This window comes from Streptomyces sp. NPDC031111, from assembly GCF_055570675.1.
Genome location: NZ_JBVIGS010000002.1, coordinates 521,899 through 536,253, shown reverse-complemented (window position 1 = coordinate 536,253; position 14,355 = coordinate 521,899). Strand labels below are relative to the sequence as shown.

The window sequence follows — 14,355 nt, the reverse complement described above, 5'->3', positions numbered from 1 at the left end:
CCGTCGTCCGCCCGGAGGGCGGGCCGGGCGGCGTCAGGTGCGTGCTCTCGCCGTGCCGGGCCCTGAGTCTCGTACTGGACGTACTTGGCTCAGGGCCCGGTGCGGCGAGAGTGCGTGCATGGCGTCGCCCGGCAGGCGGGACTTTCGCAGCAGGCCCTAAGGGCCGCGGGGGAATTACTTGGTGAGGTACTGCGGGCCGAAGGCCTGCGGCAGCATCTCGGACAGCGGCAGGATCCCCTCGGGGGTCTCCAGCAGCAGGCCGGCACCGCCGAACTCGTACAGCAGCTGGCGGCAGCGGCCGCACGGGACGAGGATCTCGCCGTCGCCGTCCACGCAGGTGAAGTGGGTGAGCCGGCCGCCCCCGGTGCGCTGGAGCTCCGAGACCAGTCCGCACTCGGCGCACAGCCCGAGCCCGTACGACGCGTTCTCGACGTTGCAGCCGGAGACCGTGCGTCCGTCGTCGACCAGGGCGGCCACGCCGACCGGGTAGCCCGAGTAGGGGGCGTAGGCGTGGGACATGGCGTCCCGTGCCACGGCGCGCAGCGCCTCCCAGTCGACGTCGGCCGCGGTGGCCCCGGACGCGGTCACTTGCCCTGCCCCTTCCGGTACGGCATGCCGTCCGCCTTCGGCATGCGCAGCCGCTGGGCGGAGAGGGCGAGGACGACGAGGGTGATGACGTACGGCGTGGCGGAGACGACCTGGTTCGGGACCTCGTTGGTGCCGGCGTACCAGGCCCAGACGAGGGCGCCGACGATCAGGGTGATCACCGCGTGGACGTACTTCTTGCGGATGGCCAGCCAGATCGCCCCGATGACCAGCAGCAGCGCGCCGAGCAGCAGCAGGGCGTGCACGTTGGCGGAGCCGCCGCGCAGGTTGAGGCTGTCGGTGTAGCCGAAGAGGCCGGCGCCGATGGCGAGGCCGCCCGGCATCCAGTTGCCGAAGATCATCGCGGCGAGGCCGATGTAGCCGCGGCCGCTGGTCTGGCCCTCCAGGTAGAACGGGTTCGCCACGATGGAGAGGAAGACGCCGCCGAGGCCGGCCAGGGCGCCGGAGATGATCACGGCGAGGTACTTGTACTTGTAGACGTTGACGCCGAGGGACTCCGCGGCGATCGGGTTCTCACCGCAGGAGCGCAGCCGCAGGCCGAACGCCGTGCGCCACAGGATCCACCAGGTGGCGGGGACGAGCGCGACGGCGATCAGGGTCAGCCACGAGACGTTGGTGACCAGTCCGCCGAGCAGGCCGGCGATGTCGGAGATGAAGAACCAGCCCTTGTCGTTGAGGTCGCTCAGTCCGTCGGACAGGCCCGGCACGGTGAAGTGGCCGAGGGAGTCGACCGCCGGGGACTGCTTGGCGGAGCCGCCCTGGTGGCCCTCGAAGGCCAGCGGGGCGAGGTAGCGGGTGGCGCCGAGGGCGAGGATGTTGATGGCCACACCGGAGACGATGTGGTTGACGTTGAAGGTGATGGTGACGATCGCGTGCAGCAGGCCGCCGAGCGCGCCGCCGATGAGTCCGACGAGGACGCCGGTCCACGGGCCCCACTGGAAACCGGCCCAGGCGCCGAACCAGGTGCCCAGGATCATCATGCCTTCGAGGCCGATGTTGACGACGCCCGCGCGCTCCGCCCACAGACCGCCGAGACCGGCGAGGCCGATCGGGACGGCGAGCTGGAGGGCGGTGGACATCTGGCTGACGTTGGTGATGCCGTCCGCGCCGGTGACGAGGCGGACGATCGAGGTGAGCGCCAGGGCTCCGGCGATGACCAGGAGCAGTACGGGCCACGACATGCGGCGGCCGGTCGGCGGTGCGTGCTCGAGCGACGGCTGGTTGACGTCGGTCGCTGTGGTCGGAGCGGTCATCGGCCGGCCACCTCCTTCGTGTTGTTGTCGGCGCCCAGGACGTGACCGGCGGCGAGCTCCGCGCCGACCCGGCGCTGCTGGCGGCGCAGGCCCCACTCGCGGACGGCCTCGTAGGAGACGACGACCGAGAGGACGATCAGGCCCTGCATGATGACCGCGATCTCCTTGTCGTAACCGTGGAAGTCCAGCTCGGGGCTGGCCTTGTCGAGCCAGGCCCACAGCAGGGCGGCGAAGGCGATGCCGACGGGGCTGTTGCGGCCGAGCAGGGCGATGCCGATGCCGAGGAAGCCGATGCCGGTGGGGAAGTTGAGGCTGTAGGTGTGGGTGTCGCCGAGCAGGATCGGCAGGCCCGCGAGTCCGGCGATGGCGCCGGAGAGCAGCATGGCGGTCAGGACCATGCGCCGGGGGCTGACACCGCTGGCCGCGGCGGCGGACTCGGAGGCGCCGGAGGCGCGCAGGTCGAAGCCGAAGCGGGTGCGGTTGAGGACGACCCAGTAGCCGATGCCGAGGAGTACGGCGAGGATCACCAGGCCGTAGATCTCGCCGGCGGCGCCCATGTCGATGCCGGGGATCCAGCCGGACTCGTGCATCTCGCCGGTGGTGTTGTTGTTGCCGACCTTGACGCCGAAGACGTCCGGCTTCCACATGTAGACGATGAGCGAGGTGGCGATCGCGTTGAGCATGATCGTGGCGACGACCTCGCTGACGCCGCGGGTGACCTTGAGGACACCGGCGACACCGGCCCAGAAGGCGCCGGTGAACACGGCCGTCAGGAGCAGCAGCGGGATCTGCACGAAGGCGGGCAGGTTCGCGTGCGCGCCGACGACGGCGGCCATGAAGGCGCCGAGCTGGTACTGACCGTCGACGCCGATGTTGAACAGGTTCATCCGGAAGCCGATGGCGACCGCCAGGGCGGCGATGTAGTACATCGAGGCCTGGTTGACGATCAGGACCTGGATGTCGGAGAAGCCTGCCTGCTCGAACATGATCGCGAATGGTTCGACCGGGCTCTTCCCGGAGGCGATCAGGACGATCGCGCTGAGCACGAAGGCCACGGCGAGCGCGATGACCGGTCCGGCCACCGCGAGGAGCACGCGCTCCTTGTCGAACTTCTTCATCAGCGGGCCTCGTCTTCCGGGGACTCGGGGGACTTCCTCGTGTCGTCCGGGGTCTCGGGGGTTTCTTCGTGTTCGAGGTGGCCCTCGGCGGCGCCGGTCATGGCGGTGCCGAGTTCCTCCGGGGTGATGGTGGCCGGGTCGGCGTCCGCGACCAGCTTGCCGTCGTAGATCACCCGGAGGGTGTCGGACAGGCCGATGAGCTCGTCCAGGTCGGCGGAGATCAGCAGCACGGCCAGGCCCTCGCGGCGGGCCTCGCGGATGTGGTCCCAGATGGCGGCCTGCGCGCCGACGTCCACACCGCGGGTGGGGTGGGCGGCGATCAGGAAGCGCGGCTTGTGGCTCATCTCGCGGCCGACGATCAGCTTCTGCTGGTTGCCGCCGGACAGGGAGGCCGCGGTGACGTCGATGCCGGGGGTGCGGACGTCGTACGCCTGGACGATCCGGCGGGTGTCCTCCTGGGCGCCCTTCGGGTCCAGCCAGACGCCCTTGGCGTTGGGCTTCTCCGTGACGTGGCCGAGGATGCGGTTCTCCCAGAGGGGGGCCTCCAGGAGCAGGCCGTGGCGGTGGCGGTCCTCGGGGATGTAGCCGATGCCCTGCTCGCGGCGGCGGCGGGTGGGCCAGGCGGTGATCTCCTCGTCGGCCAGCCGGATGACGCCGGAGTCGGCGTGCCGGAGGCCGATGAGGGCGTCGACCAGTTCGGTCTGGCCGTTGCCCTCGACGCCGGCGATGCCCAGGACCTCGCCCTCGTGGATGGTGAAGGTGATGTCGTCGAGCAGCGCCTTGCCGCCGGGGGCCGCCAGGCGCAGCTTGTCGACGGTGATGACGGGGCGGTCGGTGACCGTGGACTCCGCCGTCTCGGGCGTCGGCAGCTCGCTGCCCACCATCAGCTCGGCGAGCTGACGCGGGGTCGTCTCGGCGGGCACGGCCGTACCGACCGTCGTGCCGCGGCGGATGACGGTGATCTCGTCGGCGACGGAGAGGACCTCGCCCAGCTTGTGGGAGATGAAGATGACCGACAGGCCCTCGGCCTTCAGCTCGCGCAGGTTGTCGAAGAGGGCGTCGACCTCCTGCGGGACGAGGACGGCGGTGGGCTCGTCGAGGATCAGGGTGGTGGCGCCGCGGTAGAGGACCTTGAGGATCTCCACGCGCTGGCGGGCGGCGACGCCGAGCTCCTCGACCAGGACGTCGGGGCGGACGCCGAGGCCGTAGCGGTCGGAGAGTTCCTTGATCTTGCGCCGGGCCTTCGCGCCGATGCCGTAGAGCTTCTCGCTGCCGAGGACGACGTTCTCGAGGACGGTGAGGTTGTCGGCCAGCATGAAGTGCTGGTGCACCATGCCGATGCCGCGGACGATGGCGTCGGCGGGCGACGAGAAGCTCACCTGCTCGCCGTGGACGGTGATGGTGCCCTCGTCCGGCTTCTGCATGCCGTAGAGGATCTTCATCAGGGTCGACTTGCCGGCACCGTTCTCGCCGACGAGGGCGTGGACCGTGCCCTTGCGGACGGTGAGACGGATGTCGTGGTTGGCCACGACACCCGGGAAGCGCTTGGTGATCCCGGCGAGCTCGACGGCGGTCACCGAATCGTGGACCGCCGCTCCGGCCGGAGGGCTGCTGGACGCGTTGATGACGCACTCTCCTGGGGACGGGGGCCGTCTACGCGCGTAGCGCCCCTACGGCATACAAAGGGGTGGCGCACCTGGCCGACGGGGTGCGAGGAGCCTGGCTCCTCGCACCCCGTCGAGCGGACGCGACCCCGGGTTGGTCAGGGGTGGATTGCCTCAGCTCGACTTGACCTTGATCTCGCCGCTGATGATCTTCTCCTTGGCCGTCTCGATGGCTTTCTGGAGCTCGGCGTCGTCCGCGAACTTCGGGTTGGAGTTCGACAGGCTCACCTCACCCGTCTTCAGATCGCCCTTGACGATACCGGTCGCGGGCGTGCCGTCCTCGACCGACTTCGCCAGGTTGTACACCGCCTTGGCGACGTCCTTCATCGCCGAGGTGAGGATCGAGTCCTTGTACTTCGCGAGGGCTTCCTGCTTGTACTGGTCGGAGTCGACACCGATCGCCCACACCTTGTTGGCGGCGGCGGCCTCGATGACACCCTGACCGGACAGACCGGCGGCCGCGTAGACCACGTCGGCCTTCTTCTCGATCTGGCCCTCGGCGGCGCTCTTGCCCTTGTCCGGGCTGGAGAAGCCGCCCTCCTCGGCCGTCTGCGTCAGGTACTGCGAGATCACCTTGACCTTGGGGTCGGTGTCCTTCACGCCCTGCTCGAAGCCGGCCTGGAACTTGTGGATCAGCGGGATGTCCACACCGCCCACGAAGCCGACCGTGTTCGTCTTGGTGCTCTTGGCGGCGGCGACACCGGCCAGGTACGAGGCCTGCTCCTCGGAGAAGACCAGGTCGGCGACGTTGTCCGCCTCGATGGTGGCGTCGTCGACGATGCCGAAGGTGGTGTCCGGGTACTTCTCCGCGGCACCCTTGACGGCGGCGGCGTAGGCGTAGCCGACACCGACGACCGGGTTGTAGCCCTGCTTCGCCAGCGAGACCAGGCGCTGCTCCTTGTCGGCGTCCGTCTCGCCGTCGGTGGGCTCGACGTCGGCGGTCTCGTAGCCGAACTCGTCCTTGGCCTGCTTCAGGCCGGCGAACGCGGCGTCGTTGAAGGACTGGTCGCCCCTGCCGCCGACGTCGTACGCGATGGCGAGGCCCTTGTCACCCTTCGACTCCGAGGAGCTCGAGGAGGTGGAGGTGCCGCCGCAGGCGGAGAGGGCGAGGGCCAGGGAGGCGGTCGCTGCGCCTGCGACCGTGATCCGGGAAATCCGGCGCATGTGTGGTGCTCCTAGTCGTACAAGCGCCGGGACGTGTTCAGCTGCGGCGCTGGCTTTGCCGCAGATTAACGCGCGTAGACCTGCCTGAAAACCCCTTCTGTCCACCTTGTTATCCGGCCGTGGCCAACACGGCGCCCAGCCGTGGTCAAGGCGTTGCCGGTCGCGAACGCGGGGTGGCCGTGGGTGAGCGGAGACGGAGACGGCGGAGCGGGCGGGCACCGAGGGTGCCCGCCCGCTCCACAAGGGTCCGCAGGGGTCCAACAAGGGTCCGCCGGGTTCCGCTACTCCGTCTTGACCTTGATGGAGCCGCTGGTGATGCCTTCCTTGGCCTCGGCCACGGCGTCCGTCAGGCCGGCGACCTCGGCCATCTTCGGGTTGCTCTCCGAGAGGCCGACGCCGTTCACCTTGAGGTCGAAGACCTGGGTGCCGGTCAGCGGCTTGTCGTCCTGGACGGACTTGGCCAGGGCGTACACCGCGCCGCCGACGTCCTTGAGGGCGGAGGTGAGGATGTAGTCCTTGTACGCGGCGAGGGCTTCCTGCTGGTACTGGTCGGAGTCGACACCGATCGCCCAGACCTTCGCCTTGGCGGCGGCCTCGATCACGCCCTGACCGGAGAGACCGGCCGCCTGGTAGACGACGTCGGCGTTCTTCTCGATCTGGCCCTCGGCGGCGGCCTTGCCCTTGTCCGGGCTGGAGAAGCCGCCCTCCTCCGCGGTCTGCGTCAGGTACTGCGAGATCACCTTGACCTTGGGGTTGGTCTCCTTCACGCCCTGCTCGTACCCGGCCTGGAACTTGTGGATCAGCGGGATGTCCACACCGCCCACGAAGCCGACGGTGTTGGTCTTGGTGGCCTTGGCGGCGGCGACACCGGCGAGGTACGAGGCCTGCTCCTCGGCGAAGACGAGGGAGGCGACGTTGTCGCCCTCGACCACGGAGTCGACGATGCCGAAGGTGGTGTCCGGGTACTTCGCGGCCACGGCCTCCATGGCGGGACCGTAGGCGAAGCCCACGCCGATGACGGGGTTGTAGCCCTGCTTCGCCAGCGAGGCGAGGCGCTGCTCCTTGTCCGCGTCGGTCTCGCCCTCGGTGGGCTCGACGTCGGCGGTCTTGTAGCCGAACTCGTCCTTGGCCTTGGTCAGACCGGCGAAGGCGGCGTCGTTGAAGGACTGGTCGCCCTTGCCGCCGATGTCGTAGGCGATGGCGAGACCGAGGTCTTCCTTGGAGCCGCCGCTGTCGCCGCTGTCACTGCTGGTTCCGCCGCAGGCGGTGGCGGCGAGTGCGAGCGAGGCGACCCCCACCGCGACGCGGGTCAGTTTGGATATCCGACGCATCTGAAGTTCCCCATTCTCCAAAGCCCCGCAGCGGGTGCTCGGTTCGGCGCACATTAACGCGCGTAGACACTCCTGGGAACGGGGTCATGCGGGGCCGTTATCCATTCGTGCCGATGGCCGGTTACGGCCTTGTGAACCAGGGGGCCGTAGTTGCCCGAACCGGGCGGATCGGGGCGGGACGCGTGGTTGCACGCGGCCCACGCTGCCGTGCGGCTGCGCGGTGCGCAAACGGAGGGGGTGGGTGGGGTGACGGTGGGGACGGGTGGGGCCTGTGGGGCGGGTTCGGTCAGGGGTTTTCGCCCCCGCCGCCCCTTCCCGTCCCGACCCCGGGGGCTCCGCCCCCGGACCCCCGCTCCTCAAACGCCGGAGGGGCTGAATTTGGCCGGAGGGGCTGGTTGCGGTTAGCGCAGGGCGTCCAGGAGGGCTGCCGCTGTGAAGAGTTCCACTCCTACGGTGATGGCGTGTTCGTCGACGTCGAAGTCGCCCTGGTGGAGGTCGCGGACGGTGCGCTCGCCGGGGGTGCGGACGCCGAGGCGGGCCATGGCGCCGGGGACGCGCTCCAGGTACCAGGAGAAGTCCTCGCCGCCGAGGCTCTGCTCGGTGCCCTCGACGGAGTCCACCCCGCGCCGGGCGATCATGGCGTCGCGCAGCAGTTCGGTGGCGCCGGCCTCGTTGACGACCGGCGGGACGCCGCGCACGTAGGTGATCTCCGACTTGGCGCGGTGCAGGTTGGCCACCTCGTCGATGGCGGCGACGACGAGGTCGGGGGCCTGCCGCCAGGTCTCCAGGTCCAGGCAGCGAACCGTGCCGGACAGCTCGGCGTGCTGCGGGATGACGTTGGGCGCGTGACCGGACTCGACCCGGCCCCAGGTGACGGCGAGTCCGCTGCGGCTGTCGACCCGCCGGCCGACCAGGGCGGGGACGTCGGTGACGACGCGGGCGGCGGCGGTGACCAGGTCGGTGGTCAGATGCGGGCGGGCGGTGTGGCCGCCGGGGCCGTCGAGCGCGATCTCCAGCCGGTCGCAGGCGGAGGTGATGGCGCCCTGGCGCAGCCCGATCCGCCCGGCGTCCACGCGGGGGTCGCAGTGCACGGCGAGGATCCGGCCGATGCCGTCGAGCCCGCCGTCCTCGATGACCTCGGCCGCGCCGCCGGGCAGCACCTCCTCGGCGGGCTGGAAGATCAGCCGCACGGGGCGGGGCAGCAGGCCCTGGCGGTGCAGTTCGGCGAGGACCAGGCCGGTGCCGAGCACCACGGTGGTGTGCACGTCGTGGCCGCAGGCGTGGGCGCGGTCGGGGACGGTGGAGCGGTACGGGCAGTCCGCCTTCATGTCCGGGATGGGCAGGCCGTCGATGTCGGCGCGCAGGGCGAGCATCGCGGAGTCCGTGCCGGCCTCGCCGTCGGTCCCGATGTCACAGATCAGGCCGGTGCCGCCGGAGAGGACGCGGGGCTTCAGACCGGCCCGCTCGAGACGTTCCTTGATCGCGGCGGTGGTGCGGAACTCCTGGTGACCGAGTTCCGGGTGCATGTGCAGGTCGCGTCGGAACGCCACGAGTTCTGCGCGCAGGGCCTCGGGCAGCGCGCCGGGGAGCACCGCTCCCCCGGGGAGATCGATCTCGGACTCCAGTGACATCAGTGGCTTCACCCTTTGAAGAGTAGGGCGCCGGAGCCGTCCACTGACCCCCGATCAAGAAAAATCAGCCCGTGGGGGGAGAAAAACTGGCTGCCCTACGCATAGCTGTCCATCGAGGTGGGTACACTCACGGCCTCTTTGCGAGGGTATAGGCCGATGGCCTGCCGGGCCGTGATGTCGATCACACACCACGGCATGGCTCCGAAACCCGTCCCACCCTCACGGTTACCACGCTCGGCCGAAGCCACGCGGACCGGTTCATTTGGCGGACGCCGCCGGCTCCCGGCAGGAGGCGCTCAGACCGCCGGGGCGGTGCGGAGGTGGTGGGCGTCCTTGGCCGTTTCCGTGACGTTGGACAGGAAGCCCTGGGCGCGGGGGGACGCCTTCTCCGTCAGCCAGGACGGGTCTATGTCGCACACCGCGACGCGCACGCCGGTGCCGGCGAGGGCGAGGGGCAGGGTGTGGACGACCGTGGAGGGGAAGCTGAGGATCGTACGGCCGATGGGGCCGCGGCGGGCGATGAGCTCCAGGGGGAGCTCCGGGCGGACGATCTCCAGTCCCGTCTCGACCGCGAGCCGGTGGAGCTTCTCCGTGCTCTCGCGGCGGTGGGCGAAGTAGCGCTTGGCGCCGTGGGTCCCGACCAGGGCGCGTACGGCCTCCAGATAGGCGTCGGCGTCCACCACGCCGGTCTCCACCAGGGACGTGCCCACCATGTCGGCGCCCTGGGTGACGCGGGGCGGGCCGAAGCGGTCCCGGGTCCAGGCGAAGGTGTGGGCGCTGACGGTGACTCCCGGCGGGGTGTCCTCCATCGGCATCGAGGTGAAGACCTCCACCGTGCGCTTCTCACCGGGGGTGAGCCGGCGCCGGGCGGCGGCGGACACGGGGGCGAGGACGAGGTCCCGGGGGCCGGGGCGGCCGCCCTTGCGGTGCCAGCGCACCAGGCGTTCGCCGCGGGCCAGCTGGCCGACGAACTCCATGGTGGCCGTGCCGTCGTCGACGACGACGACCTCGGGGGCCCGGGTGATCGTCAGCAGCAGCTGGACGTACCGGGAGAAGGGGTCGCCGAGGACGACGCGGGCGGCCCGGCGGAGCGGGGCGGCGAGGCCGCCGACCGTCTGGAACGGGGCGCCCGCTCCCCCGCGGGCCTCCTCCCAGCGGACCTCGTGGCCCTCCTCGCGGGCCAGTTCGGCCATGCGGCGCAGCTGGCCGCGGGTCATGGGGTCGACCGGGGACAGCACCACGAGGGTGAGCCCCACGCCGGGCGCATGCGCGTGCGCCCACTCCAGCACGTTCAGCAGTTGTACCGGGCTCTCGACGAAGGCGAGAGTGTGGGGGCCGGACCGGCCGGCGCGGGGGCTCATCGACGTACGACCGTTCCCGTCGTCGTAAGGGTGGGATGGGAATGCGGGGTTCAGACGGTGACGGGCTCGCCGGCGGCCGTGGCGATCTCCGCCTCGGCGACCACGCCGGTGACGCGGCGCAGCTTCTTCATCGGGCCCAGCTCGGAGTCGTAGACCTTCTTGACGCCGTCGCCGAGGGAGGCCTCGATGGTGCGGATGTCGCGGACCAGGCGGGTCAGGCCCTGCGGCTCGACGGAGGCGGCCTGGTCGGAGCCCCACATGGCGCGGTCGAGGGTGATGTGGCGCTCGACGAAGACGGCGCCCAGGGCGACGGCGGCGAGGGTGGTCTGGAGGCCGGTCTCGTGGCCGGAGTAGCCGATCGGGACGTTCGGGTACTCCTGCTGGAGGGTGTTGATCACGCGGAGGTTGAGCTCCTCCGCCTTCGCCGGGTAGGTGGAGGTGGCGTGGCAGAGCAGGATGTTGTCGCTGCCCAGGACCTCGACGGCGTGGCGGATCTGCTTCGGGGTGGACATGCCGGTGGAGAGGATGATCGTGCGGCCGGTGGCGCGCAGGGCGCGCAGCAGCTCGTCGTCCGTGAGGGAGGCGGAGGCCACCTTGTGGGCGGGCACGTCGAACTTCTCGAGGAAGGCGACGGCCTCGGTGTCCCACGGGGAGGCGAACCAGGCGATGCCCTTCTCCTTGCAGTACTCGTCGATCTGGCGGTACTCGTCCTCGCCGAACTCCACGCGGTGGCGGTAGTCGATGTACGTCATCCGGCCCCAGGGGGTGTCGCGCTCGATGTCCCACTGGTCGCGCGGGGTGCAGATCTCGGGGGTGCGCTTCTGGAACTTGACGGCGTCGCAGCCGGCCTCGGCGGCGGCGTCGATCAGCTTGAACGCGTTCTCGATGTCGCCGTTGTGGTTGATGCCGATCTCGCCGGTGACGTAGACGGGGCGGCCGGGGCCGGCCTCGCGGGAACCGAGGGTGCGGATGCGGGAGTTGGTGCTCATGTCCGGGGTTTTCCTTACTTGGGGAGGGAATCGAGGGAGGGGCCGAGGATCCAGCCGGCGATCTCCCGGATCGCGCCGTCACCGCCGGGGAGGGTGGTGACCGCGCGTGCGGCGCCGCGTACGACGTCGTGGGCGCTCGCGACCGCCACGGGCCAGCCGACGAGGGCGAAGCACGGGAGGTCATTGACGTCGTTGCCGACGTAGAGCACGCGCTCGGGCGCGATGCCCTGTTCCTCGCACCACTGCTTGAGTGCGAGGTCCTTGCGGTCGATGCCGTGCAGCACGGGGAGCTTGAGCTTGCGTGCGCGGGCGGCGACGACCGGGTTCTGCTCGGTGGACAGGACGAGGAGCCTCAGGCCGCTCCTGCGCAGGGCGGCGATGCCGAGTCCGTCGCCGCGGTGCACGGCGACGAACTCCTGTCCACTGGAGTCGATCAGCACCCGGTCGTCGGTCTGGGTGCCGTCGAAGTCGAGGACGACCGCGTCGATGTCGTCGGCGGTCGGGAGGGCGCCGGGCCGGGTCGCGTCGAAGAGCGGCGCGAGGGCACGGGCGCGGGCGAGGTCGTGCGGGTCGTCGATCTCCAGGACCCGGGCCGGGTCGGTGCGCACGAGTTCGGTGCGCCCGAAGAACCGGTGCCGGTGCTCGCGGAAGCCCGCCGCGTCCATGGCGTAGGCGGCGCCGGTCTCCAGGAGGTCCTGGGGGCGGTCCTGACGGCGGGGGCGGAACGACTTGTCGTGGTTGACGCCGTAGCCACCACCGTCGGCGGTCGCGTCGGCGCCCGCGCCCGGGTCGGTGGCGGACGCGCCGGCGGCGGCCGGGACGGTGTCCGCGCCCCCTTCGGCACCGAGGGCCGTCGGGGCGACGCCGCCCTCCGTGGCCGCGTCCGCGGCCCCCCAGCCGCCGGCTGCGGCGGTCGAGACGGAGCGCCCGGCGGCGGCCGCGACGGTGTCCGCGCCCCCGTCGGTGCCGGGGGCAGTCAGGGCGACGCCGCCCTCCGTGGCCGCGTCCGCGTCGTCGGCGATCGGGACGGCCCCCCGGCCGCCTGCGGTGGCGGTCGAGACGGAACGCCCGGCGGCGGCCGAGGCGGTGTCCGCGCCCCCGTCGGTGCCGGGGGCAGTCAGGGCGACGCCGCCTTCCGTGGCCGCGTCGGCATCGGCGATCGGGGCGGCCCTCCGGTCGCCTGCGGTGGCGGTCGAGACGGAACGCCCGGCGGCGGCGTCGGCGGCCGCCCCACGGCCGCCGGGCGTGGAGGCCGGCTGTTCGGTGGCGGGTGCGGGCGCCGGGGCGGAGACGGTGGGCTCGTCCGGCGCGTCGCGCCAGATGAAGCCGTGGAACGGGGCGACCGTCACCGCCGTGTCGGCGTGCTGTTCGGCGACCGCGGCGGCCACTCCGTCGATGTCCTCGCGGACCAGGAAGGGGCTGGTGCACTGGACGAGGAGGACGACGTCCACGGGGGCGCCGTGGAGGGCCTCGTGGGTGTCCATCGCGTGCAGGACGGCGGCCTCGGAGGTGGCGGTGTCACCGGCGATGGCGGCGGGCCGCAGCACGACCTCGGCGCCGGCCTGCCGCGCGGCGGCCGCGATGGCCCGGTCGTCGGTGGAGACGACGACGTCCGTGACGTACCGGGCGGCGAGGCACTCGCGCACGGCACGCGCCACCAGGGGGACGCCGCCGACGGGGGCGAGGTTCTTCGCGGGCACGCCCTTGGAGCCGCCGCGCGCGGGGATCACGGCGAGCACGCGGCGCACCGTCGGCGGGTGGGACATGGGATCAGCTCCTTGAGCGGGGTTCGGGGCGGTCACAGCTCGCCCATCCGCCGGATCACCGGGGCCACGCGCTGCACGCCGTGCCGGTAGGCGCCGCGCGCCGCCCGGCGCACGATCTGCCGGACCGGTCCGGGCTCCTTGTCGGCGGCGGGCGCGCCGGGCAGCGGGGTGCCGTCCGGGCCGAGGTGGTGGCGGGCGAGGATGCCGGGCAGATAGCCGGGCGCGGTGACGGGCGTGTAGTACGGCGTCAGCGGCGGGAGGCCACCGCTGCGGCCGAGCAGCTTGGCGATGCGCTCGCGGGCGGCGTCGAAGGCCGTCCCGTACGAGCCGTCCGAGGCGACGCCCTGCCGGGCCACCCAGTCCTCGTCGGGCTGCGGGCGGTGTCCCTCGTCGAGCTGGTCCCAGGAGGCGAGGCAGCCGGAGCCGACGAAGTGGTGGTTGCCGAGGGCCTCCCGGATGCCGAGGTCGGTGAGGACCACGGTGGGGATGCGGCGGTGCAGCGACTCCAGCGCGGCCGTGGAGCTGATGGTGACGAGGAGGTCGGTCCGGTCGAGGACCTCGCCCATGTGCCCGTAGACCAGGCGGAAGTTGGACGGGAGGTCCTGTCGCTGGGCGAGCTTCTGGTAGGGCAGTTCCTCGATGTGCGTGGTGTGCTCGCCGGGCTTGGAGCGCAGCTTCAGCAGCACCTCGCGCTCCGGGTGCCGACGGGCGTGCTGCACCAGCCGGTTCAGCAGGTACGTACGGTCCCTGCGGCTGTCCGGGACGGAGGGCTGGGCGGCGAACACCACCGTGTAGGGCTCGTGTTCGCCGGTGTAGGCGTCCCCGCCGAGGAACGGCAGCGCGACCTCGGTCACCGAGCCGGCGTCGGCGCCCACTCCCTCGTACACGGCGCGGAAGCGGTCCGCGTCCTGGCGGGAGTTGGCGAGCACCAGGTCGGCGCCGTGGCGCAGCAGCAGGCCGTCGGCGAGCTTCTCGTAGACGACACCGACGTATCCGGTGACGACGACGGGCCGGTCGGGCCGGTCCTCCCAGACCCGCTTGAGTCCGTGCAGCATCGCCTGCACACCGCCGCCGACCAGGGCGAGCACGAGGACGTCGTACGACTCCTCGCGCATCGCGCGCAGGAACTCGACGGCGGTGACCTCGCGGAGCGAGTCCGCGGGGACGCCGACCTCGCCGAGCTGGCGGGCGGTGGGGGTGGCGCGTCCCCGCAGCAGAAATCCGTCCAGGCGGATTTCCCGCGGCGTGACGCGGTCGGCGGTGAGCGCGCCCCATTTCCACCGGGTGTCGGAATCCGCGAGGACCGCGACCCTGAGGGGCTTCGTTGCACTTGCTGGCACGTCGAAGACGCTAGGAAGCGAATTCTAGGTATGGCCCAACCGTGAATCAACGAAAAGTTAACAACACCCCACCGCAAGCCGAACCAGCTCGCGGAAGGCCGGTACGTAGGCGTGATACACCGTACCGACACA

At 71.4% G+C, this 14,355-nt stretch carries 10 protein-coding genes and 2 pseudogenes; all 12 read right to left on the bottom strand.

The window, feature by feature from the left end; all coding sequences use genetic code 11:
- Window positions 1-174 precede the first annotated feature (174 nt).
- Window positions 175-588: a cytidine deaminase gene (locus ACZ470_RS06155; protein WP_468424840.1), complete on the bottom strand. Its 414-nt coding sequence runs from the start codon at window positions 586-588 to the stop codon at window positions 175-177.
- Window positions 585-1,859, bottom strand: a complete 1,275-nt coding sequence (locus tag ACZ470_RS06150) for an ABC transporter permease (RefSeq protein ID WP_468424838.1) — start codon at window positions 1,857-1,859, stop codon at window positions 585-587. Before ACZ470_RS06150 ends, ACZ470_RS06155 begins: the two co-directional genes overlap by 4 nt.
- Complete coding sequence (locus ACZ470_RS06145) at window positions 1,856-2,977, bottom strand: ABC transporter permease (RefSeq protein ID WP_468424836.1); 1,122 nt, start codon at window positions 2,975-2,977, stop codon at window positions 1,856-1,858. Before ACZ470_RS06145 ends, ACZ470_RS06150 begins: the two co-directional genes overlap by 4 nt.
- Window positions 2,977-4,554 (bottom strand): ABC transporter ATP-binding protein, encoded by a 1,578-nt coding sequence (locus ACZ470_RS06140; RefSeq protein ID WP_468424834.1) that lies wholly within the window; start codon window positions 4,552-4,554, stop codon window positions 2,977-2,979. Before ACZ470_RS06140 ends, ACZ470_RS06145 begins: the two co-directional genes overlap by 1 nt.
- Before the next feature lie 201 nt (window positions 4,555-4,755).
- Window positions 4,756-5,805, bottom strand: coding sequence for a BMP family lipoprotein (locus ACZ470_RS06135; RefSeq protein ID WP_468424832.1), 1,050 nt, complete (start codon window positions 5,803-5,805; stop codon window positions 4,756-4,758).
- A gap of 281 nt (window positions 5,806-6,086) precedes the next feature.
- On the bottom strand, window positions 6,087-7,136 hold the full coding sequence (locus ACZ470_RS06130) for a BMP family lipoprotein (RefSeq protein WP_468424831.1): 1,050 nt from the start codon (window positions 7,134-7,136) through the stop codon (window positions 6,087-6,089).
- A 401-nt stretch (window positions 7,137-7,537) separates the two neighbouring features.
- Window positions 7,538-8,767, bottom strand: a complete 1,230-nt coding sequence (locus ACZ470_RS06125) for a M20 family metallopeptidase (RefSeq protein WP_468425196.1) — start codon at window positions 8,765-8,767, stop codon at window positions 7,538-7,540.
- A gap of 296 nt (window positions 8,768-9,063) precedes the next feature.
- Entirely contained in the window at window positions 9,064-10,128 is a 1,065-nt protein-coding gene (locus ACZ470_RS06120; protein WP_468424829.1) for a hypothetical protein, read from the bottom strand.
- Window positions 10,129-10,178: 50 nt separating this feature from the next.
- Window positions 10,179-11,117 (bottom strand): N-acetylneuraminate synthase family protein, encoded by a 939-nt coding sequence (locus ACZ470_RS06115; protein ID WP_468424827.1) that lies wholly within the window; start codon window positions 11,115-11,117, stop codon window positions 10,179-10,181.
- 14 nt (window positions 11,118-11,131) lie between these two features.
- Window positions 11,132-11,977 (bottom strand): annotated as a pseudogene (locus ACZ470_RS06110) (KdsC family phosphatase); the annotation flags it as partial.
- 435 nt (window positions 11,978-12,412) lie between these two features.
- A pseudogene (locus ACZ470_RS06105) lies at window positions 12,413-12,883 on the bottom strand (acylneuraminate cytidylyltransferase family protein); the annotation flags it as partial.
- Window positions 12,884-12,915: 32 nt separating this feature from the next.
- Window positions 12,916-14,223, bottom strand: a complete 1,308-nt coding sequence (locus ACZ470_RS06100; RefSeq protein WP_468424826.1) for a DUF6716 putative glycosyltransferase — start codon at window positions 14,221-14,223, stop codon at window positions 12,916-12,918.
- Window positions 14,224-14,355 lie beyond the last annotated feature (132 nt).